General features: G+C 72.9%; 25 protein-coding genes and 1 pseudogene. 10 read left to right on the top strand and 16 right to left on the bottom strand.

Annotation, left to right across the window (positions count from 1 at the left end; all coding sequences use genetic code 11):
- Positions 1-46 precede the first annotated feature (46 nt).
- Positions 47-586 (top strand): MarR family winged helix-turn-helix transcriptional regulator, encoded by a 540-nt coding sequence (locus BMY04_RS12395; RefSeq protein ID WP_091180558.1) that lies wholly within the window; start codon positions 47-49, stop codon positions 584-586.
- Here the strand turns inward: BMY04_RS12395 and BMY04_RS12390 are convergent.
- Both BMY04_RS12390 and BMY04_RS12385 read right to left on the bottom strand, forming a co-directional pair.
- The gene (locus tag BMY04_RS12390; RefSeq protein ID WP_091180553.1) at positions 562-2,814 is read right to left on the bottom strand and encodes an alpha-galactosidase; all 2,253 of its coding nucleotides are present in this window, start codon (positions 2,812-2,814) and stop codon (positions 562-564) included. The two genes, BMY04_RS12395 and BMY04_RS12390, sit on opposite strands and share 25 nt — an antisense overlap.
- Positions 2,815-2,847: 33 nt before the next feature.
- Positions 2,848-3,867, bottom strand: a complete 1,020-nt coding sequence (locus BMY04_RS12385) for a LacI family DNA-binding transcriptional regulator (protein WP_091180551.1) — start codon at positions 3,865-3,867, stop codon at positions 2,848-2,850.
- A 399-nt stretch (positions 3,868-4,266) separates the two neighbouring features.
- Here BMY04_RS12385 and BMY04_RS12380 point away from each other — a divergent pair, with 399 nt between their 5' ends.
- The 3 genes from BMY04_RS12380 (at position 4,267) to BMY04_RS12370 (ending at position 7,683) form a co-directional block, all read left to right on the top strand.
- On the top strand, positions 4,267-5,214 hold the full coding sequence (locus tag BMY04_RS12380) for a carbohydrate ABC transporter permease (RefSeq protein WP_091180548.1): 948 nt from the start codon (positions 4,267-4,269) through the stop codon (positions 5,212-5,214).
- Positions 5,215-5,225: 11 nt separating this feature from the next.
- Positions 5,226-6,179, top strand: coding sequence for a carbohydrate ABC transporter permease (locus tag BMY04_RS12375; RefSeq protein ID WP_091180543.1), 954 nt, complete (start codon positions 5,226-5,228; stop codon positions 6,177-6,179).
- Positions 6,180-6,279: 100 nt separating this feature from the next.
- Positions 6,280-7,683, top strand: a complete 1,404-nt coding sequence (locus BMY04_RS12370) for an ABC transporter substrate-binding protein (RefSeq protein WP_198410110.1) — start codon at positions 6,280-6,282, stop codon at positions 7,681-7,683.
- A gap of 117 nt (positions 7,684-7,800) precedes the next feature.
- Here BMY04_RS12370 and BMY04_RS22770 read toward each other — a convergent pair whose 3' ends face one another.
- From BMY04_RS22770 to ctaE, 7 genes are all read right to left on the bottom strand, one after another.
- Positions 7,801-8,496, bottom strand: coding sequence for a hypothetical protein (locus tag BMY04_RS22770; protein ID WP_170854102.1), 696 nt, complete (start codon positions 8,494-8,496; stop codon positions 7,801-7,803).
- Positions 8,493-9,497: a LacI family DNA-binding transcriptional regulator gene (locus BMY04_RS12360; protein WP_091180534.1), complete on the bottom strand. Its 1,005-nt coding sequence runs from the start codon at positions 9,495-9,497 to the stop codon at positions 8,493-8,495. The genes BMY04_RS22770 and BMY04_RS12360 overlap by 4 nt, the downstream gene beginning before the upstream one ends.
- A gap of 84 nt (positions 9,498-9,581) precedes the next feature.
- Positions 9,582-10,466, bottom strand: coding sequence for a hypothetical protein (locus tag BMY04_RS12355; RefSeq protein WP_139209839.1), 885 nt, complete (start codon positions 10,464-10,466; stop codon positions 9,582-9,584).
- 439 nt (positions 10,467-10,905) lie between these two features.
- The gene (gene qcrB / locus BMY04_RS12350) at positions 10,906-12,696 is read right to left on the bottom strand and encodes a cytochrome bc1 complex cytochrome b subunit (RefSeq protein ID WP_091180527.1); all 1,791 of its coding nucleotides are present in this window, start codon (positions 12,694-12,696) and stop codon (positions 10,906-10,908) included.
- A complete protein-coding gene (gene qcrA, locus BMY04_RS12345) occupies positions 12,696-13,736 on the bottom strand; it encodes a cytochrome bc1 complex Rieske iron-sulfur subunit (RefSeq protein WP_091180811.1) in 1,041 nt (346 codons plus the stop codon). The genes qcrB and qcrA overlap by 1 nt, the downstream gene beginning before the upstream one ends.
- A 62-nt stretch (positions 13,737-13,798) precedes the next feature.
- Positions 13,799-14,617: a cytochrome bc1 complex diheme cytochrome c subunit gene (gene qcrC / locus BMY04_RS12340; RefSeq protein ID WP_091180523.1), complete on the bottom strand. Its 819-nt coding sequence runs from the start codon at positions 14,615-14,617 to the stop codon at positions 13,799-13,801.
- Positions 14,618-14,719: 102 nt separating this feature from the next.
- Positions 14,720-15,424 carry an aa3-type cytochrome oxidase subunit III gene (gene ctaE, locus BMY04_RS12335; protein WP_456299048.1) on the bottom strand — a complete coding sequence of 235 codons (705 nt, stop codon included), beginning with the start codon at positions 15,422-15,424 and terminating at the stop codon, positions 14,720-14,722.
- Positions 15,425-15,724: 300 nt separating this feature from the next.
- On the opposite strand from ctaE, the gene BMY04_RS23080 reads away from it, so the two are divergent.
- The 3 genes from BMY04_RS23080 to BMY04_RS12320 all read left to right on the top strand — a co-directional run bounded on the left by BMY04_RS23080 (position 15,725) and on the right by BMY04_RS12320 (position 17,788).
- Entirely contained in the window at positions 15,725-16,156 is a 432-nt protein-coding gene (locus BMY04_RS23080) for a response regulator transcription factor (RefSeq protein ID WP_091180521.1), read from the top strand.
- A gap of 10 nt (positions 16,157-16,166) precedes the next feature.
- Positions 16,167-17,228: an anthranilate phosphoribosyltransferase gene (gene trpD, locus BMY04_RS12325; protein WP_232506335.1), complete on the top strand. Its 1,062-nt coding sequence runs from the start codon at positions 16,167-16,169 to the stop codon at positions 17,226-17,228.
- Positions 17,229-17,350: 122 nt separating this feature from the next.
- Positions 17,351-17,788: a hypothetical protein gene (locus BMY04_RS12320; RefSeq protein WP_091180517.1), complete on the top strand. Its 438-nt coding sequence runs from the start codon at positions 17,351-17,353 to the stop codon at positions 17,786-17,788.
- Here the strand turns inward: BMY04_RS12320 and BMY04_RS12315 are convergent.
- The 3 genes and pseudogenes from BMY04_RS12315 to BMY04_RS23745 form a co-directional block, all read right to left on the bottom strand.
- Entirely contained in the window at positions 17,778-18,521 is a 744-nt protein-coding gene (locus BMY04_RS12315) for a prepilin peptidase (protein ID WP_091180513.1), read from the bottom strand. The genes BMY04_RS12320 and BMY04_RS12315 overlap by 11 nt on opposite strands.
- A 27-nt stretch (positions 18,522-18,548) precedes the next feature.
- Entirely contained in the window at positions 18,549-19,130 is a 582-nt protein-coding gene (locus BMY04_RS12310; RefSeq protein ID WP_091180510.1) for a hypothetical protein, read from the bottom strand.
- A gap of 213 nt (positions 19,131-19,343) precedes the next feature.
- Positions 19,344-19,502 (bottom strand): annotated as a pseudogene (locus BMY04_RS23745) (sunset domain-containing protein); the annotation flags it as partial.
- A 1,564-nt stretch (positions 19,503-21,066) separates the two neighbouring features.
- Between BMY04_RS23745 and BMY04_RS12300 the strand changes: the two are divergent.
- Complete coding sequence (locus BMY04_RS12300) at positions 21,067-21,597, top strand: peptidylprolyl isomerase (RefSeq protein ID WP_232506333.1); 531 nt, start codon at positions 21,067-21,069, stop codon at positions 21,595-21,597.
- A 19-nt stretch (positions 21,598-21,616) separates the two neighbouring features.
- A complete protein-coding gene (locus BMY04_RS12295; RefSeq protein ID WP_091180500.1) occupies positions 21,617-22,468 on the top strand; it encodes a rhomboid family intramembrane serine protease in 852 nt (283 codons plus the stop codon).
- Between the two features lie 87 nt (positions 22,469-22,555).
- On the opposite strand, the gene BMY04_RS12290 is transcribed toward BMY04_RS12295, so the two are convergent.
- The 4 genes from BMY04_RS12290 to BMY04_RS12275 all read right to left on the bottom strand — a co-directional run bounded on the left by BMY04_RS12290 (position 22,556) and on the right by BMY04_RS12275 (position 25,973).
- Positions 22,556-22,804, bottom strand: coding sequence for a hypothetical protein (locus BMY04_RS12290; protein ID WP_091180497.1), 249 nt, complete (start codon positions 22,802-22,804; stop codon positions 22,556-22,558).
- Positions 22,791-23,069 (bottom strand): Lrp/AsnC family transcriptional regulator, encoded by a 279-nt coding sequence (locus tag BMY04_RS12285; RefSeq protein WP_091180493.1) that lies wholly within the window; start codon positions 23,067-23,069, stop codon positions 22,791-22,793. Before BMY04_RS12285 ends, BMY04_RS12290 begins: the two co-directional genes overlap by 14 nt.
- Positions 23,070-23,162: 93 nt before the next feature.
- Entirely contained in the window at positions 23,163-24,965 is a 1,803-nt protein-coding gene (locus BMY04_RS12280; RefSeq protein ID WP_091180490.1) for a DEDD exonuclease domain-containing protein, read from the bottom strand.
- A gap of 189 nt (positions 24,966-25,154) precedes the next feature.
- The gene (locus BMY04_RS12275) at positions 25,155-25,973 is read right to left on the bottom strand and encodes a class I SAM-dependent methyltransferase (RefSeq protein ID WP_091180487.1); all 819 of its coding nucleotides are present in this window, start codon (positions 25,971-25,973) and stop codon (positions 25,155-25,157) included.
- Between the two features lie 257 nt (positions 25,974-26,230).
- Here BMY04_RS12275 and BMY04_RS23075 point away from each other — a divergent pair, with 257 nt between their 5' ends.
- Positions 26,231-26,548 (top strand): hypothetical protein, encoded by a 318-nt coding sequence (locus BMY04_RS23075; RefSeq protein ID WP_198410126.1) that lies wholly within the window; start codon positions 26,231-26,233, stop codon positions 26,546-26,548.
- Positions 26,549-26,787: the final 239 nt, after the last annotated feature.

The raw sequence follows: 26,787 nt of genomic DNA, 5'->3' as shown, positions 1-26,787 counted from the left end.
CAACCTACAGTCAGACTGCAGGTGGGCCAAGCGGCAGAGTAGGTCTGTGACCCAGGAGGCTACGAGCGAGCAGGCGACGAGCGGGGAGGCGGCGACCGGGAAGGCGCCGCGCGCGGTCCCGCCGGCGCCGAGCGTGTCGGTGCTGCTGATCGGCCTGGGGCGGCGCGCCCGGGAGGGCGTCGAGGCCCGGCTGGCCGAGCTGGGCCTCGCCTACCACCACCTGTCGGCGCTCGGGCACCTCCGACGCCAGGCGGGGCTCTCCTACAGCGAGCTCGCGCGCCGGGCCTCGGTCACCACGCAGAGCATGCAGACGACGGTGGCCCACCTCGAGCGGCGCGGGCTCGTCGACCGCGGCGCGGCGACGAGCCAGGGCCGGCGCGCCGACCTGCAGGTCACCGAGCGCGGCGCGGCGGTGCTGGCCGAGGCCGAGGCCGCCCTGCGGGTCGTCGACGACTCGCTGGTGGCCGGGCTCGACCCGGCCGCGCGGGAGCAGCTCGAGCAGACGCTGGTGCGGCTGTTCGCCGGCTCGGCGGGCCGGGGCGAGCCCGGCCCGCCCGCGGGTCAGCCGACGGCCTCGACGAGGTAGATCGCGGCCTGCTCGGGGTTCGTCGGCGCGACCGAGAGGCCGGTGCGCCCGAGGGCGGCGCCGCTCAGGACGAGGGGACCGCGCTCGGCGACGACGAGCCGGTGCCGCCCGAGCACCTCGGCCAGGGCGTGGTCGTGGGTGCCGGTGGCCTGCACGTGCCACCACGGCGGGGGGACCGCGCCGCCCGGCGCGTGGTCGAGCAGCACCGGGGTGACGGTGTAGCGCAGGTCCGGGTCGAGCCCGGGCAGCGGAACGGTGCCGAGGACCGCGACCTCGCTGCGCGTCATCGAGGCGAAGGAGTAGAGCGCGCTGCGCCGGTCCGGCGCCACGACCCCGCCCGCCATCAGCGCGTCGTCGGGGAAGTCGATCCGGACGACGTCGCCGCGCAGCAGCAGCCCGCGCTGCTGCTTGTAGAAGGCGATCCAGTCGGCGAGCTCGGCCAGCTCGGCCTCGGTGGCCCGGGTGAGGTCCCACTCGACGCCGAGGTGGCCCCAGACCGCGGTGGCCGCGCGGAAGCGCAGGTCGTGGTGGCGCCCGGTGGTGTGCGACTGCCCCGAGGCGATGTGCGAGCCCATCATCTCCGGCGGGATCAGCTGCGTCGTCCAGCGGTTCATCTGCTGCCGGTCGAGCGGGTCGATGCAGTCCGACACCCACACGCGCTCGGTCCGCTCGAGCACACCGAGGTCCACCCGGGAGCCGCCGGAGGAGCACGACTCGATCTCGAGGCCGGGGTGGGCCGCCTTGATCTCGTCGACGAGTGAGTAGAAGGCCAGCGTCTGCTCGTGCACGCCCGGCCGGCCGCCGGGCTGCGTGCCGGCGTCGACGAGGTCACGGTTGTGGTCCCACTTGATGTAGGCGATGTCGTACTCGGCGAGGATCGCGAAGATCTGGTCCCGGACGTGGGCGTAGGCCTCGGGGATGCCCAGGTTGATGACCTGCTGGCGCCGGGCCTCGACCGGCAGCCGCCCGCCGGTGGCCATGATCCACTCGGGGTGGGCTCGGGCGACGTCGGAGTCCTCGTTGACCATCTCCGGCTCGAACCACAGCCCGAACTGCATGCCCAGCCCGGTGACCGCGTCGACCAGCGGGTGCAGCCCCTCGGGCCACACGTCGGGGGAGACGGTCCAGTCGCCGAGGCCCGCGGAGTCGTCGCGACGCGCCCCGAACCACCCGTCGTCGAGCACGTAGCGCTCCACGCCGACCGAGGCGGCGAGGCGCGCCAGCTCGAGCAGCTTGTCGTGGTTGGCGTGGTCGAAGTAGACCGCCTCCCACACGTTGATGGTCACCGGCCGGTCCGGGCCAGGGTGGTTCGGGCGGGCCCGCAGGAAGCGGTGGAAGCGCCGGGCGACCTCGTCGAGGCCGGCCCCGTACGACGCGTACACCCAGGGCGACTCGTACGACTCGTCCGCGGCCAGCACGACCTCGCCGGGGAGCAGCAGCTCGCCGCCGCCCATCACCTGCTCACCGCTGGCGAGCCGCTCGGCGTAGTGCGTGTGGTTGCCGCTCCACGCGGTGTGGACGCCCCAGACCTCGCCGTGGCCGAAGTCGAAGCCCGGGGTCCCGACGTGCAGGACCGTCGCGGCGTCCGGGCCGGTGCGCCCGCGGCGCCCCTCGCGCAGGTGGGTGCCCACCTGCAGCGGCGAGCGCTGCGGCGTCCGCTCCTTGCCCCAGCGGCCGGCGAGGTCGAGCACCTCCCGCGCACGGGCGGGGACCGGGAGCGCGAGCACCAGGTCCTGCAGCGTGTAGTCCTCGGCCGCGGCGTTGGTCACGCGGGCGCGCAGCCGCACCAGGCCCTCGGGCGTCAGCTGGACGGTCAGCACCAGGTCGAGCGCGGCGTCGGGGTCGGACGCGTGCACCTCGACCGTCGCGGCGCCGGCGTCCGTCAGGCCCGGCCCGAGGGGCACGTCCGCGCCGTCCACGCTGACGCGCCCGACGGTGAAGCGCGGCGACCAGGCCGCCCCGCCGCGCGAGCCGCTCAGCCCGGGTCGGCCCGTCCACCCGGTCCAGTGCTCGGGCAGCAGGGCCACGGCCAGCGGGTGGTCGGGGGCGCTGTTCGTCGGAACCGGCGCGACGGCCTCGACGAGGGCGGCCGCCTCGCCGGCGTCGAGCGCTCCCAGCTCGGCACCCCAGTGCACGACGGTCGGCAGCCGCCCGTCGCTGAGGTCGAGCACGAGGCTGACGCCGGCCGCGCCCAGGGCGATGCAGGTCGGTCCGTCGGTGGAGGGCACGGTGGGGCTCCTGTTCAAGGGGGGTGGCAGGGTTCAGGCGCAGCCGCAGGAGCGTCGGACGACGAGCTCGGTGGGCAGCTGCTGGTGGGCGGGGGTGTTGCGGGGGTCGAGCACGGCCTCGAGGGCGGTCTGGGCCATGCGGTCGACCTGCTGGCGCGACACCGTCATGGGCGGCCAGCAGAACTCGGACTCCGACGTGCCGTCGTAGGCGACGAGCGCGACGTCGGCGGGGCACTCCAGGCCGGCCTCGCGGACCGCACGGTAGGCACCGGACGCCTGCTGGTCGGAGGAGAGCAGGACCGCGGTGGGGCGGTGGCGCCAGCCGAGCACCTGCCGGATGGCCTCGTACCCGCCGATCCTGCTGAACTCCGTGCGCACCACCGGTCCGGGCGGCAGCCCGTAAGCCGCGAACGCCTCGGCGAAGCCCCGCTCGCGCGGCTCGGGCAGGCGTTCGGCCGACTCGCCGATGACGAGCGCGACGCTGGTGTGGCCGTGCACGCCGAGCAGGTGGTCGACGAGGTCGTACGCGCCCTGGCGGGCGTCGGAGCCGACCGCGGCGTAGCCGGCGAACGGGGCGGAGACGTTGATCAGCACGGTCGGGCGCCGCGGGCGCGGCAGCAGGTGCAGCGTCTCCGGCGTCAGCACCGTCGAGACCAGCAGGCCGTCGACGTTCCGCGTGGTCAGGTCGGCGACGAGCTCGCGCTCGAGGTCGACCCGGGAGCCCGAGCTGCTCAGGGTCACCAGGAACCCGCGCTGGGCCGCGGCGCGCTGCACGGCCTGCGCGAGCTCGGCGAAGAAGGGGTTGGTGACGTCGGGGACGACGAGGCCGAGCATCTCGCTGGTGCCCTTGCGCAGGGCCCGGGCGGCCAGGTTGGGGGAGTAGTCGAGCGCCTCGATGGCGGCCCGGACCCGGGCGGCGGTCTCGGGCGCGACGCGGCGGGGACCCTCGTTGACCACGTAGCTGACGACCGCGGTGCTGACGCCGGCCTGCCGGGCGACGTCGGCGCGGGTGGCGGCCCGGACCGCCTCGGCGGTGTCCGGTGGAGCGTTCACGAGGCACCTCCTTGGCTCGTCCCTACCGTCGGGCGGTCAATCTACTGCGGTAGAGCGACCTCGGGAAGGGGGAGGGCGTGCGCGTCGTCCGTCAACGGTGCCAGTTCTCAGGAGCAGGCCGATCGGGCCCTGAAGCCGCCCGAGATCGGCGAATTCTGGTGACGAGCACCACTTCTGGGGAACTTGTGACGATTCAAGCTCTCAGGTCGCGGTTCAGAATCGCTTGTGCGGAGGGTCTTGCCGTCGTGCATCTACTGCTGTAACTTCCGACGCAACGCAGTGGTGCGCTCACCTCGAGCAGGCCGCTGGACAGCTCTTCGCTCGGGAGGGAATGACGATGACGTCGTGCACGAGGGAGCTCCGCTCCGCGGGGCAGGCCCCGCTGCGGGGAGCGCGTCCATGAGCGCGGCGACGGCCGACGTCGCGACCGGGACGAACGCCTCCGGCGCCGGCGCCACGCAGGGTGCCGGCCGGCGGCCCCGCCGCTCCGACCTGGGGGTGGCGCTGCTGTTCATCCTGCCGGCGCTCTTCGGCTTCGTCGTCTTCTACCTCTACCCGACGTTCCGCGGCATCTACTTCAGCCTGACCCGCTACAACGTGCTCGGCAAGCCGCACTTCATCGGGTTCGGCAACTACACCAAGCTCTTCGCCGACCCGCTGTTCTGGAACGCGATGAAGGTGACCGTCGAGTACGTCGTCCTCAACATCGTCTTCCAGACCATCCTCGCGGTGGCCATCGGCGTGCTGATGCAGCGGCTGACGAAGTCGACCGCCGTGCGGGCCGTGATCCTGCTGCCGTTCCTGATCTCCAACGTCATCGCCGCGCTGCTGTGGTTCCTGATGCTCGACTTCCAGGTCGGCATCATCAACGAGATGCTCGCCGGGCTCGGCCTGGACCGCGTGACGTTCTTCGGCGGCGACGCGACCGCCATCCCGACCATCGCGGCGGTCAACGTGTGGCGCCACATGGGATACACCGCGCTGCTCGTCTTCGCCGGCCTGCAGACCATCCCCGACTACGTGTACGAGGCCGCGGCGGTCGACGGCAGCACCGAGTGGCGCTCCTTCTGGCGCATCACGCTGCCGCTGCTGCGCCCGATCCTCGCGCTGGTGCTCGTGATCACGGTGACGGGGTCGTTCCAGATCTTCGACACCGTGAGCGTCACGACCCGCGGCGGACCCGGCAGCGCGACGCGGGTGATCCAGTACTACATCATCCAGAAGGGCTTCCAGGAGGGCCAGTTCGGCTACGCGAGCGCCGTCTCGATGATCTTGTTCATCATCCTGGCGATCATCGCCGTCGTCCAGCTACGCCTGCTCCGCGCCGGCGAGTCCGACCTGTCCTGAGAGGAGGAGACATGGCCACCATCGCCACGCCGGCCTCGCCGACGCAGACGAGCCTCGCCGCCCAGACCGCCGAGGGCACCCGCGGGCGCAAGCCGATCAACCCCGGGCGGGTCGTCGCCTGGGCCTGCCTGGTCGTCATCATGCTCGTCACGCTGTTCCCGTTCTACTGGATGCTGCGGACGTCGCTGTCGACGTCGACCTCGCTGTTCCTCCACCCCGGCGACCTCGGTCCGGTCGACGCCACCCTCGGCGCGTACAAGCGCGTGCTGGGCCTGGCCACGACGGCGGAGGCCCAGGCCCAGGGCGGGTCGGGGGCGTCGGTCAACTTCCTGCTCTACCTGCGCAACTCGGTGATCTTCGCCGTGGTGGCGACGGCGGGGCAGGTCTTCTTCAGCGCGCTCGCCGCGTACGCCTTCGCCCGCCTGCGCTGGCCCGGCCGCGACCTCGTCTTCTTCGTCTTCCTGACCGCGCTGATGGTCCCGCAGATCTTCACGGCGCTGCCGAACTTCATCCTCATCAAGAACCTCGGCCTGCTCGGGACCTTCCCCGGGCTCATCGCGCCGTACTTCTTCATGACGCCCTTCGCGATCTTCTTCCTGCGGCAGTTCTTCCTGGGCATCAGCCGCGAGATCGAGGAGGCCGCCAAGCTCGACGGTGCCGGCCACCTGCGGCTGTTCTTCGGCATCGTGCTGCCGATGAGCGCGGCGCCGATCACGACCCTGGCCATCCTCACCCTCATCAACATGTGGAACGAGTACCTGTGGCCGCTCCTGGTCGGCACGAACGACGACAGCCGGGTGCTCACCGTCGCGCTCGGCGTCTTCAAGCAGCAGACGCCGAACACCGGGCCCGACTGGGCGGGGCTGATGGCGGCGGTCCTCATCGCCGCGCTGCCGCTGCTGATCGTCTTCCTGCTCTTCGCCAAGCGCGTCGTCAACTCGATCGGCTTCTCCGGCGTCAAGTGAACGGCTGAACCGCCGCGTCGCAGCACCACCCGCAAGGTCCCCGTCGACCGACGAGGACACCACCTCCACAAGACCGTCACACCGAAAGGACCTGCCAACGATGGCTGGAATGCGCAAGAAGCTGGGGGCCGTCGTCATCGGCCTCGCGACGATGAGCCTCACCCTCACCGCGTGCGGCGGGGGCGGCTCCGACTCGAGCGGTGGTGGCGGCGGCTCGGACGGCGACGCGATCGACACGAGCACCGCGACCGGCGAGGTCAACTACTGGCTCTGGGACTCCAACCAGCTGCCGGCGTACCAGAAGTGCGCCGACGCCTTCCACACCGCCAACCCGAACGTGACCGTCAAGATCAGCCAGTTCGCGTGGGACGACTACTGGAACAAGCTGACGAACGGCTTCGTCGCCGGCGACGCCCCCGACGTCTTCACCGACCACCTGTCCAAGTTCGGCGAGTTCGCCAACCAGGACCAGCTGGTCGACCTCGACCCGACCCTGGCCAAGGACGGGATCAACGTCAACCAGTACCAGCCGGGCCTGGCCGACCTGTGGAAGAGCCAGGACGGCAAGCGCTACGGCCTGCCCAAGGACTTCGACACGATCGGGCTGTTCTACAACAAGAAGTACGTGGACGACGCCGGCATCAAGGAGTCCGACCTCGCCAACCTCGCCTGGAACCCGCAGGACGGCGGCACGTACGAGAAGGTCATCGCGCACCTGACGATGGACACCAGCGGCCGTCGCGGTGACGAGCCCGGCTTCGACAAGTCCAAGGTCAAGGTCTACGGGCTCGGGCTCGACGGCAACTCGGGCGGCCCGAACGGGCAGACGCAGTGGAGCATGTACACCGGCTCCACCTCGCCGGCCTGGACGGCGACGGACAAGAACCCGTGGGGCACCCACTACAACTTCGACCAGCCGCAGTTCCAGACCACGATCACCTGGTTCAAGAGCCTGATCGACAAGGGCTACATGCCCAGCGTCGCGGCCGTGACCGGCCAGACCGAGTCGACGATCTTCGGCGCCGGCAAGTACGCCATGGTCACCAACGGCTCGTGGAGCACCAACGCGCTCTTCGACACCAAGGGCATCGAGACCGGCCTCGCGCCCACCCCGATCGGCCCGTCCGGCAAGCGCTCCAGCATGTACAACGGCCTGGCCGACTCCATCTGGATCGGCTCGAAGAACAAGCCGGCCGCGGCGAAGTGGGTCGAGTACCTGGCGTCCCCGGACTGCCAGAACATCGTCGGCGACGCGGCGATCGTCTTCCCGGCGATCCCGTCGGCCACCGACAAGGCCATCGCGGCGTGGAAGGCCAAGGGCATCGACGTCACGCCCTTCACCAACCAGGTGACGGACAAGACGACGTTCCTCTTCCCGATCACCGACCACGCCTCGGAGATCTACAACCTGATGCTGCCGGCGCTCGACAACGTCCTGTCCGGCAAGGCGGACGTGTCCTCGCTGACCGAGGTGAACAACCAGATCAACCAGCTGTTCCAGTAGCCCGTCCGGGGCCCTGCCCCGTCCGCGCCAGCTCGTAGCCAGGGGCGCCGTCCGCACCGTCGGACGGCGCCCCTCGGCGTGTGCCGGTCGGCCGCGGTCCGCGTCCCAGGTGCCGGCTCAGCCGTGCGCCAGCTCGTCGAGCCGGTCGACCAGGCTGTCGGCCACCTGCTGGCGGACAGCCGGGGTGCTGACGTCGTCGGCGTAGGTCCACATGAGCAGGTTCCCGTGGCGGCGCACGTAGAAGTCGAAGCGCTTGCCGCCGCTGACCAGGCTCCAGCGCACGGTCCCGCCGAGCGCGCTCGTCAGCCAGTGCCGCTCCCGCACGCTGTAGGCGGTGGCGGGCGCGTCGTACGGCGGGAACGTCACGTCCACCGTCGTGCAGCGGAGCATCGCCCAGCGCTTGCGGTCCAGCTCCCTGCGCGCCTCGCCCGCGTCGGCGTAGCGCACGACGAGCAGGGTGACCGGCTGCGCCGGCCGGCCGTTGACCCCGGTCCAGGAGCGGCCGTCGAGCGGGGGAGCCCCGCCGGGCACGGCCAGCGCCGTGAGCGGGACGCACGCCGCCGGGTCGGTCCGCGGGTTGCGGTCGGCTGCGAACGTCCCCGCGTCGAGCGGCTGCGCGAGGCCCGGACGGTCGGCGGGCCGGAAGGTCTGGAGCGCGGCGTCCAGGCGCAGGTCGCTCACCGCCTGGCGACGGTCGAGGGCGCTGCGCAGCGCGAGGAGCCCACCGACCTGGAGGCCGTTCACGAGCAGGCCCCCGAGGACGAGGGCGGCCACCAGCCGGCGCCCGGACCAGGTGTCGCCCTCGCGGGTCACGGGACGGCGCAGCCGCAGGATCGGCGGACGACGAGCTCCCCGCGGAACTGGGCGTAGGGCGCCGGGCGCTGCGGGTCGAGGGCGAAGGAGACGGCGGCCGCGGCCATCTCGGCGACGGGCTGCGTGACCACGGTCAGCGGCGGCCAGGAGTACTCGGCCTCCATCGTCCCGTCGAAGCTGACGACGGCGAGCTGGCCGGGGACGTCGACCCCCCGCTCGTGCGCGGCGCGCAGGATGCCGACCGCGAGGAGGTCGGAGCAGGCGAAGACGGCCGTGGGCGGCTCGTCGGTGTCCAGCAGCAGCCGGCCCGCCTCGTAGCCGCCGTCGCGGGTCCACGGCACCCGGGCGAGCGGGCCCTCGGCGAGACCGGCCTCGCGCAGCGCCTGGCGCCAGCCCGCCTCGCGGGGGTCGACGCCGTTCCAGTCGCCGAGCGCGATCCCCACCCGCCGGTGGCCGTGCACCTGCACGAGGTGGTCGACGGCCAGCCGCGCCCCGTGGTTGCCGTCGTTGCCGACCGCGGCGAAGCCGGGGATGCGCGCCGACGCGTCGAGCAGCACCACCGGCGGGGTGCGGAAGGAGCGCCGGTACGTCTCCTCGGGGTGCGGGGAGATGCTCGCCGCGATGACCCCGTCGACCTGGCGGGCGAGCAGGTCGTCGACGAGCCGGTTCTCGGTCGCGAGGTCGTGGCGTGCGGACGCGATCATCAGGGCGCGGCCGCGGCGGAAGGCCTCGGCGCCGATGGCCGAGGCGAACTCGCTGTAGAACGGGTTGTCGGCGTCGGACAGGACGAGCCCGATGATGTCGGTCGAGCCCTTGCGCAGGGCCTTGGCGCTGGGGTTCGGGCGGTAGTCCAGCAGCTCGATGGCCCGCCGGACCTTCGCGGCGGTCTCCGGCGCGACCGTCTTCGGACCGTTGTTGACGACGTAGCTCACCACGGCGGTGCTGACGCCGGCCTGGCGGGCCACGTCGTCGCGCGTCACGCTGCGCCTCTCGGCGCTCACGCGTCCCCCTGCATCGGTCCCACCTCGCCGTCCGACGGCTCCGCCGGCCGCGGTCCGCGCCCGATGCTAGCGGACCCGCCTGGCTCAGGGCGTCGCTGAGCCGCCCGCCGCGCGTGCGCCGCCTGCGCCGCTCACGCCGCTGCCCGCGCCGGCCGACGTGCCCGGCGTCGCGGACGGGGCGGCGCTGGCCGTCGCGCTCGGGGCCACGCTGCTCGTCGGGCTCGGCTGCGGGGTCGGCGGCGTGCTCGAGGGGGCCGACGGGGTCGACGACGCCGAGGCGCTGGGCGCGGCGGTGGGCTCCGCGCTCGCCGACGCGCTCGCGCTCGGGGTCGCGCTCGGCGTACGGGTCCGGGTCGGCGTGGACCTCGCCTTCGGCGCCGGCTTGTTCTCGCCGTCGGCCACCTGCCCGACCGTCGTTCCGGTGCCGCCCGACAGCGAGCGGCCGGTCGCGAGCTCGAGGCCGGTCAGGGCCGCGGCCGCGACCGCGAACATCAGCACCGCGGCGAGGACGACCTTCTTCCAGCCGAACGTGCGCCGGAGGCGGCCCGGGTCGGTCCCCGCGGCCGGGGTCGCGGGCAGCGGAGCGGTCCGGTCGGCAGTGCCCGTGCGGTCGTCCGCGGTGGCGGGGGAGATGACCGTCCCGTCCTCGGTGACCTCCTCGACCACGGTCTCGGTGCCGCCGTGCCCGTCCGGGCGCACCCGCGTCTTCCAGACCGTGCTGACGGTCTTGCTCGTACGCCGCAGCGAGGAGGTGTAGAACGCGCTCGCCACGGCGGCGACGACGCTGGCGAGGGCGGCGCCGACGACGGTCCCGGCGACGCTCAGCCGGGAGCCGAGGGCGGCCGCCGTCATCGCGGCGAGGGCGCCCCCGACCACCTGGGTGATGGACAGGGCCGGCTTGGGCTTCTCCTCGGGGGAGGGCCCGTCGCCGGGGGGCTTGCTGGCAGGGTCGCGCAGGTCGGTGCTCATGTCTCCGTCGGTTCCGGTGCGGGCGTGGTGGGCGCGCGCGTCCTCGCCGCGGCCCTCGTCCAGGTCCGCCAACGGGCGGCCCCGGCGGTTCGTTACCAGGGGTGACGAACCGCACAGGGCCGCGCTGCTTGCCGTCAGCGGTCCACCAGTCCTACCCGCCCGTCGGCTCGCACCCCAGGTTTCTCACGTTCACGTGAAACTCCGGCACTCCCCGCAGGACATCTGCTGCGGGAAGTGCGAGGAACCTGCGGGCACCGGCTGGAGCCGGATCCTGCGCCTCCGCCTGGACGACGGAGGGGTGGCGACACGCTTCTCGTCGTCACCGCGACAGAGGAAGGCGGAGGGTTCGAGCAGGATCCGCGTCCGAGCGGAGCGAGGACAAAAGGAAACGCCCCGCCTCCAGGAGGGAGGCGGGGCGGTTCGTCGTACGAGGGGGTGCCTACTGGGTCTGGCTCGGGATCGCACCCGAGGTGGTGGCCCCGGCCTCGATCGAGTGGTGGCCGTTCCCGTTGCCGTTGTGGCCGTTCCCGTTGTGACCGTCGTGCCCGTCGCCGATGGCGTCGTGCCCGTCGCCGTCACCGTGGTGCGCGGCGGCCTCGAGCTCGGCGCGGGTCGGCTTGCGCAGGTCGTCGATGAAGTAGAACCGGCCGGCGCGACGGCGCAGGTTCTCCCGGCGCAGCTGACCGTCGGACAGGTCCTCGTCGGACTCGGCCGGCATCAGCGCCGCGTTCTGGCGGTGCTGGGTCAGCGTGTAGGCCTCGCCCTGGCTGATCGGGCGGTGCCGCTCGGCGTACGAGCCGGACGGGTCGCGCTCGATGATGCCGGACTCGGCACCGTGCAGCAGCCGCTCCTCGTCGGAGCGCTGCAGACCGATGCAGATCCGCTTCGTGAGCATGAAGGCCAGGACCGGGGCGACGAACACCGCGACCCGCAGGAAGTAGGTCACCGCGTTCAGCGACACGTGGAACTGCGTGGCCACGAGGTCGTTGCCGCCGCCGATCCAGAGCATCGCGTAGCAGGTCATCGCCGCGATGCCGAAGGCCGTCCGGGTCGGGGCGTTGCGCGGCCGGTCGAGGATGTGGTGCTCGGTCTTGTCCTTGGTGACCCACGCCTCGATGAAGGGGTAGAGGGCCATCAGGCCGAAGAAGAGACCCATGGTGCCGAGACCCGGGATCGCGACGTTCCACGACCAGGTCGTACCGCCGATGTGCGACTCCCAGTTGGGCATGATCCGGATCGCGCCCTCGACGAAACCCATGTACCAGTCGGGCTGCGAGCCCGCGGTGACCTGGGCCGGATTGTACGGGCCGAACTCCCACACCGGGTTGATCTGCATCAGGCCGCCCATGAGGACCAGGACGCCGAAGACGATGAAGAAGAAGCCGCCGGCCTTGGCCATGTAGACCGGGAAGATCGGGTAGCCGACCACGTTCGTCTCGTTGCGGCCCGGGCCGGGGAACTGGGTGTGCTTGAGGTACACCACGAGCGCCAGGTGGGCCGCGATCAGGCCGAGGATGATCGCCGGCAGCAGCAGGATGTGGACCATGTACAGGCGGGCCACGATGATGTCGCCGGGGAACTCCCCGCCGAAGACGAAGAACTCCGCCCAGGTGCCGATCAGCGGGATCGAGCGGATCAGACCGTCGACGAACCGCAGGCCGGTCCCGGAGAGCAGGTCGTCGGGCAGCGAGTAGCCCGCGAAGCCCTCGATCAGGCCGGTCGCGATCAGCGCCACACCGAGGAGCCAGTTGAGCTCGCGGGGCTTGCGGAACGCGCCCGTGAAGAAGACGCGGAGGCTGTGCGCGAGCATCGCGGCCAGGAAGAGCGCCGCGGCCCAGTGGTGGATCTGCCGGACGAGCAGGCCGCCGCGGATGTCGAACGACAGGTGCAGGGCCGACTCGTAGCTCTGCGACATCGTGAGGCCGCGCAGCAGCTGGTAGCTGCCCTCGTACTCGACCTCGGCCATCGAGGGCTTGTACCAGATGGTGAGGAAGACGCCCGTGAGCAGCAGGACGATGAAGGAGTAGAGCGCGACCTCACCCAGCAGGAACGACCAGTGGTCGGGGAACACCTTGCGGATGAAGGGGCGGCTCAGCTTGGCGATGCCGAGGCGCTCGTCCAGGTACTCGGCCGGGGGAGCGGCCCGCTTGAAGACGGGGCCGAGCTCCTTCTTCGGCGTCTCGGCCTGGACGATCGGTGCGTTGGAGACTGTGGCCGCAGGACGAGCCATCAGCTGTCACCTTCCTGGAAGTCGTGACGCGAGTCCCGCTCGAAGTAGCTCGGGCCGACCGGGACGGTGAATCCACTGCGGGCGACGAGGTAACCCTCGCCGTCCACCGTGATGGGCAGCTGCGGCAGCGCGCGCGCCGCCGGGCCGAAGACCACCAGGCCCGAGTTGCCGAGGTCGAAGGTCGACTGGTGGCAGGGGCACAGGAGGTGGTGCGTCTGCTGCTCCCACAGGCTGATCGGGCAGCCGACGTGGGTGCAGATCTTCGAGTAGCACAGGATCCCGCCGACCTGCCAGTCCTGGCGCGAGGCCGGGATGCTGATCGTGTTGGGGTCCATCCGGACCACGATGATCGAGGACTTGGCTTTGGCCTGGAGGAACGCGGTGCCCTCGAGGTCCTTGAGGTTCTCGGGCTGGCCGTTGACCAGCTGGCCGATCTCGATGTCGGAGGCCTTGATCGGGAGGTACGTGACGTCGTTGACGAGCCGGACGCCCTCGGCCCAGATCGTGGTCTCGATGGTCGCGGCGCGACGCTTCTTGGTCGGCCAGGGGCCGAGGTCGGCGAAGCTGACGACCAGCGGGATCCCCATGGCGGCCAGTGCGCCGACGAGGCTGCGGCCGAGCACCTTGCGCCGGGTGATCTTCGACTCCTCGGTGCCCTTCTGGAGCTCGGTGATGACGTACTCGCGGTCGTCGCGGTCCGAGGCGGCGCTGTGGCGGTAGTCGACCATCTCGTGGTCGTCCATCAGCTGGCGCGCCCACTGCACGGCGCCGACGCCGATGAGGAGGAGCGACATGCCCGCGGTCACGCCGAGCAGCACGTGCTGCAGGTTGACGTGCAGGAAGCCGAAGTCGATGTACATCGTCCGCGGCATCGCGAAGTAGACGACCGCGAAGCCGATCGCCAGGACAGGGACGATGCCGAACATCGTCGCGACCTGACGGGTGGCCCGGTCGGCGGCCTTCTCGTCGACGTCGGTGAGCCGCGGCAGGTGCTCGGGGTGGCCCGGGTCGTTCACCGGGTACTGCGGCTCCGGGTGCAGGTCGAGCTCCGCACCGTTGCTGCTGCGGCCGTCGCCGGCCGAGGAGCTGCGCTCGAGATCCGTCACTTCGCCTTGACCCCCTTGGCCGCGATCCAGATCGCGAAGAACATGAGCGAACCGAGGCCGATGATCCAGCCCCACAGGCCCTCGCTGACCGGGCCCAGGCCGCCGAGGTTCAGGCCGCCCTGGTTGGGACGCGAGTGCAGGTCGTTCAGGTAGGCGATGATCGCCTTCTTGTCCTCGGGACGCAGCACGTCGTCGTTGAAGACGGGCATCTGCTGCGGGCCGGTGACCATGGCCTCGTAGATGTGCACGTTCTGCGTGTCCAGCAGCGAGGGCGCGTACTTGCCGCCCGGCAGCGCGCCGCCGGCGCCCTCGAAGTTGTGGCACGCGGAGCAGTTGGTGCGGAAGAGCTCGCCGCCGCGGGCGATGTCTTCCTGGCTGACACCCGCGGTGTCGTACTCCTCGGGGTTGGGGATCGCCGGGCCGGGGCCGAGCGTCGCCACGTACGCGGCGAGGGCCGCGATCTCCTCGGGGGTGAAGCGGACCGGGTGGACCGGGGCCTGCTCGACGCCGCCCTGGGCCATCGGCATGCGGCCGGTGCCCACCTGGAAGTCGACCGAGGCGGCGCCGACGCCGGCCAGCGGCGGGCCCTGGATGACGGCCGTCGTCTGGCCCTCGCCGTTGAGGCCGTGGCAGGAGGCGCACTGCACGGTGAAGAGCGCCTTGCCCTCGGTGACCTGCTGGCTGGTGCCGGTGTCGGCCGACGACTGCTGGCTGGGCGCCAGGAGGGTCGACAGAGCCCCCATGACGAACAGGGCGAGCAGCAGGAGCAGCACCCGCGCTGCTGGGTGCCGCCGTCGTGCTGCCAGGAATGCCACTGGATCGAACCCCTCTGTCGGTGCTACGTCATGGATTCAGTTGTGGGTCCGGGGGTGGATGCGAGCTTCTCGTGTGACCCCCGAGTCACCCGTCGGGGTGGTTCAGCGCAGGAGGTAGATCACGCCGAACAGCGCGATCCACACGATGTCGACGAAGTGCCAGTAGTACGACACGACGACCGCCGTGACCGCCTGCTCGTGGGTGAAGGTGCGGGCCAGGAACGTACGCCCGAGGACGAAGAGGAAGGCGATGAGCCCGCCGGTCACGTGGAGGCCGTGGAAGCCCGTGGCCAGGAAGAAGACCGAGCCGTACGCGTTCGTGGCCAGCGTCAGGTTCTCGTGGAAGAGCGTCGCGTACTCGAAGGTCTGGCCGGCGATGAAGAAGGCGCCGAGGCCGAACGTCAGGTAGTACCACTCGCGCAGGCCCCACCTGGTGAAGTCGAGCGCCGACCCGGTGCGGCCGACCTGGCCGCGCTCGGCGGCGAAGACGCCCATCTGGCAGGTGAACGAGCTCGACACCAGCACCGCGGTGTTCGCGATGGCGAACGGGATGTTCAGCCGGGCCGTCTCGACGTCCCACAGCGCCGGGACGTTCGCCTGCGCCGCCTGGGCGAAGGTCACGTTGCGGATGGTGAAGTACGCGGCGAACAGGGCCGCGAAGAACATGAGCTCCGAGGCCAGCCAGATGATCGTGCCCACGGCGACGGCGTCCGGCCTGCCGGCGCGCCCGTAGAGACGCGACTGGGGGATGGGGTGCAGCGCACTGGCCGGCTTCGTCATGGAGCCGGTGACGCTGTGGGTGTGCATGGCCACGGGGTCATTATGTCCACAGATGCCACAGGGGTCACGGCTGGGCGTGTCCGTGGAGACGGCTGTGACCCAACTGTGCGCACGACCCCGGAGTCGGGCATGACCGGTCGGGAAGAACGCGGACGGATCGTGGATCGGCGCCGGGCGGGGCCCGGACGGACCCGCTGGCGTGGCGCGTGTCCGGCGCGGACTCCAGCGCGGCGACGGGCACTAGGCTGCACGCGGCTCGTCGCGCCCGCGGGCCGCACCCACCGCACCCAGACCCGTAGCACCCCGAGCCGATGCAGGAGAGCCCAGATGAGCAGCCACCCCGGACCAGACGCGCCCGGCGCCCTGACCGTGCTGCTCTACTCGTCCAACCGGCGCACCCGCGAGGACGTCCGCCTGGCCCTCGGCCGGCGCGTCGCCCGGGACCTGCCCCCCGTACGGGTCGAGGAGGTCGCGACCCAGCCGGCGGTGCTCACCGCTATGGACCGTGGCGGCGTCGACCTCGCGATCCTCGACGGCGAGGCCGTGCCGGGCGGGATGGGGCTCTGCCGCCAGCTCAAGGACGAGATCCGGCGCTGCCCGCCGGTGCTCGTGCTCACCGGCCGTCCCGACGACGCCTGGCTCGCGACCTGGTCGCGGGCCGACGGCGTGGTCGGGCACCCGGTCGACCCGGTCCGGCTGCCCGCGGTCGTGGCCCAGCTGCTGCGCGACGCCCAGCCGTCGTCGGCCGAGCGTGCCTGAGGGCCGACGCGTGCAGGAGGACGGCCCGCGGTCCTGGGCGTCGGTGCTCTCGGGCCTCGTGGCCGGGCGCGACGCCGACCGGCCGACGACCGCCTGGGCGATGCGCGAGATCCTCGGCGGTGCCGCCACCCCGGCGCAGATCGCCGGCTTCGTCGTGGCGCTGCGGACCAAGGGCGAGACGGTCGAGGAGCTCGCCGGGCTCGCCGAGACGATGCTCGACTTCGCGACGCCGATCGAGATCGGCTCCGCGGCCGTCGACGTGGTCGGGTCCGGTGGTGACCGGGCCAACACCGTCAACATCTCCACGATGGCCGCGGTCGTCGCCGCCGGGGCCGGCGCGAAGGTCGTCAAGCACGGCAACCGCGCCGCGTCCTCCGCGTGCGGGGCCGCCGACGTCCTCGAGGCGCTGGGCGTCGTGCTCGACGTGGCTCCCGAGGAGCAGCAGCAGGTCGTCGACGCCGCCGGCATCGCCTTCCTGTTCGCGCCGCTCTACCACCCGGCCCTGCGCCACGCCGGTCTGGTGCGCAAGGAGCTCGGCATCGCCACCGTGTTCAACTTCCTCGGCCCGCTGGCCAACCCGGCGCAGCCGGGCTCCCAGGCCGTCGGCGTCGCCGACGCGCGGCTGGCGGAGCTGATGGCGGGCGTCCTCGCCCGGCGGGGGCACCAGGGCCTGGTCGTCCACGGCGGCGACGGGCTCGACGAGCTGACGACGACGACCGACTCCACCGTCTGGGTGCACCGCGACGGCGAGGTCGTCCGGACGAGCCTCGACCCGCAGGAGCTCGGCATCCCGCGCGCCGACCCCGCCGACCTGGTCGGCGCCGGTCCCGAGCACAACGCGCAGGTCGTGCGAGACCTGCTCGCCGGCCGGCCCGGCCCGGTGCGCGACATCGTCCTGCTCAACGCCGCCGCCGCGCTGGCGGCGTACGAGGGGCCGCAGGCGTCGGGGCTGCACGAGCAGCTGGCGGCCAAGCTGGACGTCGCCCGCGAGGCTGTCGACGGGGGCGCGGCCGCCCGCACCCTGGAGACCTGGGTCGAGGCGACCCGGTCCGCACGGCGCACCCGCCCCTGAGCACCGGCCGCGGCTGAGCACCGGCCACGTCCCGGAGCCGGCGGGAGCAGGACGGTGGCCGGTCTGCGGCCGGTCGGTGCGAGCGGCCCGTCGGCTCGCGCGGCGGTCCGTACCCTGGGCGGGTGATCTCCCGTGACCTCGCCGCCCGGCTCGCGCCGCTGCTGGACTGGACCCCGGCGAACGGCGACCAGTTCTACATCCCGCGGCCGGAGATCTCGGAGTCGACCTTCACCATCGCCGACATGGTCGTGGAGCTGATCGTCAAGAACGGCGACTCCCGCTTCCACTTCAACGGCACGGTCGAGTGGGCTCTCGACTCGGTCGAGTCCGACGTCGTGGTCTGGATGCCGCGCGAGGAGCAGCTGCGCGGGCTGCTCGGGGACGCCTTCCTCTCCCTCGACCGCGTCGGGGGCGGGTTCGTGGTTAGCGCGACAGGGCCGGACGGGGCGTTCCACACCGACCCGCGCGGCGACGCGTGCGACGCCTACGCCGAGGCGCTGCTCGTCGTGCTGCCGGGCGTCGCGTCCAGCGCTCGTACGGCGGATGCGCTCACCCGCTGACGAGACGCAGCGCGGCCGCCCCGAAGGCGCCGAGCAGCATCGACGGCGCGTAGGCGAAGCCCCCGGGCCGGCGCCGCACGACCAGCAGCACCCCGACCGCAGCCCCGACGAGGCTGCCGAGCAGCAGCGCCGCCAGCAGGCTGGACCAGCCCACGGCTGCGGCGCCAGCCCCGAGGACCGGGGCCAGGCGGACGTCGCCGAAGCCGAGCGTCCGCCCCGAGAGCCGCCAGACGAGCAGGTAGAGCAGCCCGGCCGCCGCCGCGCCGACCGTGGCGCGCAGCAGCAGGTCGAGCCCGCCGAGCGCCCCCGCGAGCAGGCCGGCACCCGTCGCCGCCCCCTGCACCCAGCGGGTGAGGGGCAGGGGCAACCAGGTCGTCCGGGCGTCGACGGCGACGAGCACCAGGGCCGGCGCGGCGAGCACCCACCACAGGGGCCAGACCGCCACGGGCAGCGTCAGGGCCACGAGGGCCGCCGCCCCCGCCGCCAGCACGGCGCACCCGACGACGAAGCGTCGCGTCGGCAGGTCCGCGTACGCGGTCTTGGGCTCGGACGCCTCGGACGGCCCGGACGCCTCGGACGGCCCGGACGCCTCGGACGGCCCGGACGGCTCGGACGTCAGGGACGGCTCGGGCAGCCGGCGCAGCACGGGACGGGTGCCGAGGAGCACGGGCAGGGCCGCGAGGAGCACGAGCGCGACGACCTGCCACACGGCGGGCGGCTCCGGGGTCGGCACCGGGCGATCGTACGGACGCCGGCCCGGTCACGCCGCCGTGCGGATCGGCCCGAGGTCGTCGTCGACGGCCCCGGGAAGCCTGCGGGCGAGGCCGAGCAGCCGCACCGCGAGCAGCCGGCTGCAGCGCTCGTCGACCTCCAGCGCGGCCAGCGCGGGCAGCCCGAACCCCACCGCCGTCGCGACCTCGGCCGTCGACCAGCCGGCGGCCTGCAACCGGCGGAGCGCCTCCCACACCGCACCGGTCGGGGTCAGCGCGCACCTCAGGCCGCGGACGTCGTCCGGTCGGACGAGCAGCAACCGGCGCGCGGTGGACGGGCTGATCCGGCGTGGCGGGCGGCCGGCGCGGCCCTCGAGCAGGTGCCGCACCCCGACGGTCGACAGCCCCAGCACCACCGCCAGCTCGCCCGGGTCGAGCGACCCGGCCGCCATCAGGAGGCGCAGGTGCGCCCGGAACGGCCGCGCGTCCACCCAGGCGGGGTCCGGCCCCTCCGTGGTCAGCGTCCGCGTGAGGTCGCCGGGCCGGACCTCGTCCGCCTTCACGCCGCCCCGGTCCACCGACCCGTCCTGGCCCGTGACCGGGACCCGCTGCCTCGTGCTGCTGCCCACCACGTCGTCCCCGTTCGTCAGGGACCCTGCGCACCAGGGCCCTCACGAGGAGAAGGCCTGGTCGGCAGCGCCGATGTGTCACGTGAGGTGTTGTCACCTCGGCCGTCGGTGTTGTCCGTGGACGCACGTCGCCCCGGCACCCTCATGGGTGCCGGGGCGGCGGTGGTGCGGTGGGGCCTGGTCACGGCCCTCGTGCTGAGCGTCAGTGCTTGGGCCCTAGTGCTCGGCCTTGCTGAAGCCGGCCTTCTGGGCCGCCTCCTCGTCCAGGAACCAGACCTCGGCGATCGTGCGGCCGTAGCTGTTCGAGTCGGGCAGGTGGTACTTCATCGAACGCTCGTTGCCCTTGATGTGGAAGCCCTCGGGCGGCTCGACGCCCACGTAGACGCCGGGGATGGAGAGGTAGCGCTCGGGGTGCGCGTCGGGCCCCACGCCCGCGGCCTGGTCCTGCTCGGCCAGCACCGCGTCCTCCGGCTCCTCGTAGGCGCGCTCCTCGACGGTCTCGAGCTCGGTCTCGATCCGGCCCTCGGCGTAGGGGGAGGTGGGCTCGTCGTCGGCGCCGCCACCCTCGACGGACTGGTACGCGCTGTCGGAACCCTCGGAGCCGGCCGTGGTGCCGGAGCCGTCGGAGCCGTCAGTGCTGCTCGAGCTGCTCGAGCCGCTCGAACTGCTCGAGGCATCGGCATCGGCATCGGCGTCGGGGCCGGTCGGGACCGGCGGCGTGGCCTCGTCGGCGTCCGCGACCTCGTCGGTCGTGGTCACGTTCGCGGCCACCGCGGCGGCGTCCTCGTCCGTGCCCGTCGCCTGCGCGTCGGGCTCGGCGGCCACCCCGGTGCCGTAGTAGGAGATCGTGCTCGGCTCCGCCGCGCCGCCCTGGGTGCTGCCGAACGTGGTTCCCGCCTCCGACGACTGCTGGTCGCTGCCCGCCTCGGCGACCGTCGGCACCGCCGACGCCGGGGCGTCCTGGCTCGCGGTGGGCGGGACGTAGGGCGTGCTCGGGCGTGCGGTCTGCCACTGCGAGCCCTTGTCGCCGGTGAGCTTGCGCACCACGACGTAGGTCGCCCCGGCCGCCGCGGCGACGACCGCGAAGGTCCGCAGCCAGCGGCCCCGCTTCTTCGGGGGCGTGACGACGACGGGTTCCTTGCGGACGCCCTTGACGAGGGCCTTGCCCCGGTCGGACGCGGCGCTCACGAGAGGTGCGGCGGTCGCGGCGACGCTCGTGGCGGCGGCACCGACCGCGGGCAGCACGGCGCTCGTGTCCGGCAGCCGGTCGGAGACCTTGTCCTTGGCGCCGGACAGCGCGCCGAGGGCCGCCTCGTACGCCGGCTCGAGCCGGTCGGCCAGGTCGTGACCGGTCTTGAGGCCCTGCTCCTTCACCAGCGCGGCGTACGGGGCGACGGCCACCGCGGCCTGCTGGGCGAGGGGGCCGACGCGGTCCGCCGCCGACTGCGCAGCCGGTCCGACCTTGTCGGCGTACGGGCTGACGGCGTCGACCGCCTGCTGCGCGTAGGGGGCCACCGCGTCGCGGGCCTGCTCGGTCAGCGGGGCGACCTTGTCGGCGGCCACGTGCGCGAGGGCGCTCGCCCTCTCGGCGGCGGCGTGCACGACGGGCGTCAGCTGGTCGACGGCCTCCTTGGCCAGGGGCGACACGCGCTCGGCCACGGACGCGACGAGCTCCTCCGCGGCCGGCACGACCTTGTCGCGGACGACCTCGATGGGGTCGGGGGTCTTGCTCACGTCTGTCCTCCTCGGGCGACGTCGACCGGCATCCGCCGGCCAAGGTCTTCAACCGTATCGTCCGCCGGTCCGCCGCCCGGAGCGGCGGGTTGCGTTGGGGTGGTCTGCCAGGATGGAGGGCCAGCCGCGCGGACCTCTCGGTCCGTCCCGCGCGTCGGGCGTCCGTCCGCGACGCCCGGACCCAGACAGAAAGGCGCCCCTGCTCGTGGCCCAGCAAACGGCAACCCTGCACACCAACCACGGCGACATCGTCATCAACCTCTTCGCCGACCAGGCGCCGAAGACGGTGGCCAACTTCGTCGGCCTCGCCACCGGCACGCAGGAGTACCGCGACCCGCAGACCGGCGCGACCAGCCACGAGCCGTTCTACGACGGCGTGGTGTTCCACCGGATCATCGACGGCTTCATGATCCAGGGCGGCGACCGCCTCGGCACCGGCACCGGTGGCCCCGGCTACACCTTCGCCGACGAGTTCCACCCCGACCTGTCGTTCAACCGGCCCTACCTGCTGGCCATGGCCAACGCCGGGCCCGGCACCAACGGCTCGCAGTTCTTCATCACCGTGGCGAACACCCCGCACCTGAACCGTCGCCACACCATCTTCGGCGAGGTCGCCGACGCCTCGAGCCGTCAGGTCGTCAACACCATCGCCAACGTCCAGACCGGCCGCGGCGACCGCCCGGTCGAGCCGGTCGTGATCGAGTCGGTGACCGTCTCCGACGGCTCCGCCTCCTGACGTCGGGCCGGGCGCAGCGATGACCTCGTCACCCTCGGGGCCGGAGTTCGCGGCGCCCGGCTTCGGAGCCTGCTACAAGCACCCCGACCGCGAGACCGGGATCGCCTGCCAGCGGTGCGGCCGCCCGATCTGCGGCGAGTGCATGAACCCGGCCTCGGTCGGCTTCCAGTGCCCGCGCTGCGTCGGTCTCGGGCGCGGCGCCGTGCGCGAGCCGCGCACCCGCTTCGGCGCCCGCGTGGGGCGGGGGAGCGGCGGCGCGGCGACCAAGACGCTCATGGTCGTCCTGGCCGCGGTCTACGTCCTCGACCTCGTGACCCGCGGCCTGGTCCAGGGCCCGTTGCTCATGTGGAACCCCGCCGTGGCCGGCGGCCAGCTGTGGCGCCTCGTGACCAGCGGGTTCGTCTCGGGCAGCCTCCTCGGGCTCGCCATGAACCTGCTCGTGCTCTACCTGGCCGGTCGGGCCATCGAGTCGGAGGTCGGGTCGGCGCGGTTCGTCGCGCTGTACCTCGCCGGCGCGCTCGGCGGCTCGACGCTGTTCTACCTGCTCGGCCCCGCGGGCGGGGCCACGATCGGCGGCGCCTCCGCCGTCGTCGGCCTCCTGGCCGCGAACGCCATCGGCAAGCGCAAGAGCGGGGAGGACGTGCGCGGCGACGTCGCGCTGTTCGTCATCCTCGTGCTCTACAGCCTGCTCATCGGCTTCAACAGCTTCGGCTGGCTGACGATGATCGGCGGCATCGTGGTGGGGGCGCTCGCCGGCTGGGTGCTCGCGTACGCCCCGCGCACCAACCGCGCGGCCATCCAGGTGTTCGGGCTGCTGGCCGTCGTCGGCGTCTGCCTCGTCGCCGTGGTGGTGCCGACCTTCGTCGGGTAGGAGCGGTGTCCGCCGGGCGCTGATGGTGGGACGACGAGAGCGTCGGATCAGAGCACGGGACGCGTCCAGCGCAGCGAGGACAGGGGCTCAGGCGATGGAGCTGACCGACGGCAGCGGCAGCGGGGTCAGCCTCGGCTGGTGGAGCATCACGAAAGCGACCACCCCCGCGACCACGACGAGCAGCGCCAGGACGCCGACGGCGTAGACCAGGGCGCGCGTCGAGACCCGGGGCGTGCGGGTGTCGAGGTCGGCTGTCAGCGGTTCCTGGCCGGGCGCGACAACATCGGCCTGCTGCGGCGCGTGGTCCGGAGCCGGGGGACGTTCAGTCGGCGCCAAGGGAGAAGGCCGCCTCGAGGTCGTGCGCCGAGTAGGCGCGGAACGCGATGTGGGTCTCCGTGCGCAGGATCCCGGGCACCTTGTTGAGGCGGTCGGCCACGACCTCGGCCACCTGCTCGTGGTCGGCGACGCGCACCATCGCGACGAGGTCGAGCGCTCCGGTGACGGAGTAGACCTCCGAGACCCCGGGCAGCGCGGCCACGGCCTCGGCCACCTCGGGGATCCGCGCCACCTCGGCGTTGATGAAGACGATCGCGGTCACCACGGCGTCATCCTAGAGGCGCACCGGTCCGTCGTGGCCGGTCCTCCTCGGGTGGCGGCGGTCGTTCCCGGTGCCCTGGACGCGCACGGCATGGCGTCAGGCGCCGAGAGAGGCGTACGCCGGCGGCGCGTCGGGGCTCGGGTCGGAGCCCGCGTCCAGGTGGGCGCCAGGACCCGCGTCGCCGCCGAGCGCGTGGTGGACGAACGTCTCGTGGTCGAGCACGGCGTTCAGCGGCCAGGCCCAGTCGCCCTCGATCTGCATGATCCGCACGCCCGGCTGCTCCAGCCAGTCAGCGATCTGCTCGGTCTCCTCGATGCTCGCGGCGGGCAGCGGGCCGGGCGCCGGCCGCACCGTCTCGGCGGTCGCCACCGTGCTCCTGGCCACGGCCTGCGGGACGTCGTGGCGCGACGCGACGCCGGTGCTGGCCAGCCGCCCGTGCCGGATCACGTGGATGTCCCAGCCGTCGCCCTCCCGCCGCGCGGCGACGATCTCCGGGCAGGCCGCCAGGCTGGACACCCGGTGGAACCGCCGCGCGGTGCGGGCGAGGGTCTCGAGGCGGCGCCGGATGGTCTCGGCCTCCTCGAAGCGGCGCTCGCCGACCAGGCGGGTCAGGCGGGCCGAGACCGCCCGGACGGCCGGGCGGGGGTCGGAGCACAGGGCGCCACGCACCTGCTCGACCAGGTCGGCGTACGTCTCGCGGTCCACGGAACCGTCGCAGGGCGCGCAGCAGCGCCGCATCCCGGCGAGGGCGCACGCCGCGGACGGCTTGGTGGGGCTCAGCCGCGCGGTGCACTGGCGCAGCGGGAAGCCGTCGTAGACGGCGAGCACGACGTCCTCGGCGGCCTGGCGGCGCCCGAACGGACCGAAGTACGTCGCCCCGTCGTCACGGACGCCGGCGACGATCGACAGCCGCGGGAACGCCTCGTCGGTGATCTTGACCCAGCTGACCCGCTCGGGGAACTTGGAGCGGCGGTTGTAGCGGGGCGCGTGCGCGGCGATGAGGCGCAGCTCGAGCACGTCGGCCTGCAGCTGGGTGAGGCACGGGATCGTCTCGACGCCCGTGGCGAGGCGGACCATCTCGTCCATCCGCCGGCGCTTCTCGGCGGCGGTGAAGTACGTGCGCACCCGGGCCCGCAGGTTCTTGGACTTGCCGACGTAGAGGACGTGGCGCTGCGCCTCCCCGCCGGGCGTGCCCGTCCCGGCCTCGTGCTCGGCGACGAACAGGTAGACGCCGGCCGTCTCGGGCACGTCCTTGGCCCACGTGCGGCGCGCCCGGCGCTGCGGCGACACCTGCCGGCTGAACTCCTGCAGGTCCTCCAGCGTGTGCACCCCGAGGTTGCCGACGCGCTCCATCAGCCCGTGCAGGACGTCGACGGTCGCCTGGGCGTCGGTCAGCGCGCGGTGGTTGGGCGTGACGGCCGTGCGGAAGTGGCGCGCGAGCGTGCCGAGCTTGCAGTTGGGCACCTCGTCGCGCAGCAGGATGACCCGGGCCAGGGTCGCCGTGTCGAGGACCGGCCAGCGCGGGTAGGCGTACCCGAGGCCCTCGCAGGCCCGGCGCAGGAAGCCGGTGTCGAAGGGCGCGTTGTGCGCGACGACCACGCAGCCCTGCGCGAAGGCGAGGAAGGCGGGCAGGACCTCGCGCAGCGGGGGCGCCGCGGCGACCATGGCGTTGGTGATGCCGGTGAGGACGGCGATCAGCGGGGGCACGTCGGTGCGCGGGTTGACGAGCGTCTGGAACTCGCCGAGCACCTCGCCCCCGCGCACCTTGACCGCGCCGATCTCGGTGATCCGGTCCGTCTCGGCGCCGCCCGTGGTCTCGAGGTCGACCACGACGTAGGTGAGGTCGGCCAGCAGCGTGCCCAGGTCGTCGAAGCTGGCCTGCGCCGGAGCCGTCGTCATGGCGCGAGACCGTACGGCGTGGTGGTGACAGTTCCGTCGCACACGTGTTCGCTTCGGCGTGTTGGGAGCGCGCCCTTCGCGCGCACCCCGGACCCCCACGAACCGCTGACTCCCGGCAGCGGATCTGGCTAGGACGGTGTCGGGAGTCAGCGGTTCGTGGAGGAATCGCCCTCGTCCGGGTCCGGTCCCTCAGGCGGTCGCGAGGACCTCGCCGTGCGGGACCAGGAACCACGCCCGGGGGTCTGCGCCGAAGGTGCGCCAGCCGTCGGCGAGACCCTCGAGCTCGGCGCGGTCGGCGAGGCCGTGCTGCAGCGCCGAGGTCGCGAAGCTGGACTCGGTCAGCCGCTCCGCCCAGGTCCCGGTCCACCAGGCGACGTCCTCGTCGTTGGCGAAGCACCAGACCGAGCCCGTCGCCGTCACCTCCGCGAAGCCCGCCTCCAGCGCCCACGCCTTGAGCCGCCGCCCGGCGTCGGGCTCGCCGCCGTTCGCCCGCGCCAGGGACTCGTAGAGGTCGAGCCAGCGCTGCAGCGCCTCCGTCTGCGGGAACCAGGTCATGGTCGCGTAGTCGGCGTCGCGCACGGCGACCAGGCCGCCGGGCCGGCACACGCGGCGCATCTCGCGCAGCGCGGCCACCGGGTCGGCCAGGTGCTGGAGCACCTGGTGGGCGTGCACGACGTCGTACGTGTCGTCGGGCGCGTCGATCGCGTAGACGTCGCCGACCGCGAGGTCGACGTTCGTCAGGCCGCGCTGCGCGACCAGCGCCCGGGCCGCCTCGACCGCCGCGTCGGCGCTGTCCATCCCGACGACCCGCGCGACCCGGACGGCCAGGTCGGCGGTGATGCTGCCCGGGCCGCACCCGACGTCCAGCAGGACGTCGTCGGGGCGCAGGTGGGGCAGGAGGTACGCGGCCGAGCTCTCGGCCGTGCGCCGGCCGTGCGAGGCGAGGACCGAGCGGTGGTGGCCGTGGGAGTACGTCGCGGTCGGGGCGGGTGCGTCGGCGGTGCTCACCCCGGCAGTGTCGTCCTCGCGACGTGACCGGGCTGTGACCTTCCACACTGCGAAGCGGTCGGAAGAGGGTCGTGGTGAGCCCCGTGCCGGGCGGCGGCCATCCCTCGGCCAGGACCGTCCGGCCCTCGCCGCCCAGGAACTGTCAGAGGGCGTCCCCACAGTGGTGCCTGCGCGGGTCGGTGGCGAGAGGGGACGCCACCGACCCGCGACCAACCAGAAGCACCGCCGGCGAGGCCGGCCCCGACGAGAGGACCGCCATGAGCGAGCGGAGCACCCTGCACGTGGACTGCGACAGCTGCTCGGCGCGGGGACCGGCCTGCGGCGACTGCGTCGTGAGCGTGCTGCTGGGGATGCCGGGGCCGCGCGTCGACCTCGACTCCGACGAGCAGCAGGCCCTGTCGGCGCTCGCCGGCTCCGGCCTGGTGCCCCCGCTGCGGCTCGTGCCCCGGGCCAGGCCGGTCCGCAGCACGCCGGCGCCCGTGTGGGGCGGGTGGGACGACCTCGACGAGGGCGACGAAACGTCCGGGGCCGGACGGCCGATTACTTCGTCGTACGTGACAGGTGCAGAAGGATGAGGGCCGTTTGCCAGTGACCAAATCGTGACCTAGCCTGAGGCGAGCCAAGGGCACTTGAACGGTTGACGACTCGTCGGACGACGTTGACAACCGTGTCATCAGCCGGCGGCGACAGAGCAAATCCTCGCTCCACAGAGCAGCCCGGCCCAGCGCGGGGCACACTGGAGGCTCGGGGTCCAGGACGAGTCCTGGAAGTCAAGGGCTGGTCCGGACCGTCGACGTGAGCGTCGGTGGTCACG

Source organism: Microlunatus flavus (genome assembly GCF_900110855.1).
Classification (GTDB): domain Bacteria; phylum Actinomycetota; class Actinomycetes; order Propionibacteriales; family Propionibacteriaceae; genus Microlunatus; species Microlunatus flavus.
Note: the sequence above shows the minus strand (reverse complement) of the source record. Positions and strands in the feature narration are given on the sequence as shown.

Coding starts and splice junctions, on each gene's coding strand:
- BMY04_RS12380 (WP_091180548.1), top strand. CDS start 4,267: ATGAGCGCGGCGACGGCCGACGTCGCGACCGGGACGAACGCCTCCGGC.
- BMY04_RS12375 (WP_091180543.1), top strand. CDS start 5,226: ATGGCCACCATCGCCACGCCGGCCTCGCCGACGCAGACGAGCCTCGCC.
- BMY04_RS12370 (WP_198410110.1), top strand. CDS start 6,280: ATGGCTGGAATGCGCAAGAAGCTGGGGGCCGTCGTCATCGGCCTCGCG.
- BMY04_RS12355 (WP_139209839.1), bottom strand. CDS start 10,466: ATGAGCACCGACCTGCGCGACCCTGCCAGCAAGCCCCCCGGCGACGGG.
- qcrB (WP_091180527.1), bottom strand. CDS start 12,696: ATGGCTCGTCCTGCGGCCACAGTCTCCAACGCACCGATCGTCCAGGCC.
- ctaE (WP_456299048.1), bottom strand. CDS start 15,424: ATGCACACCCACAGCGTCACCGGCTCCATGACGAAGCCGGCCAGTGCG.
- BMY04_RS23080 (WP_091180521.1), top strand. CDS start 15,725: ATGAGCAGCCACCCCGGACCAGACGCGCCCGGCGCCCTGACCGTGCTG.
- BMY04_RS12295 (WP_091180500.1), top strand. CDS start 21,617: ATGACCTCGTCACCCTCGGGGCCGGAGTTCGCGGCGCCCGGCTTCGGA.
- BMY04_RS12280 (WP_091180490.1), bottom strand. CDS start 24,965: ATGACGACGGCTCCGGCGCAGGCCAGCTTCGACGACCTGGGCACGCTG.
- BMY04_RS23075 (WP_198410126.1), top strand. CDS start 26,231: ATGAGCGAGCGGAGCACCCTGCACGTGGACTGCGACAGCTGCTCGGCG.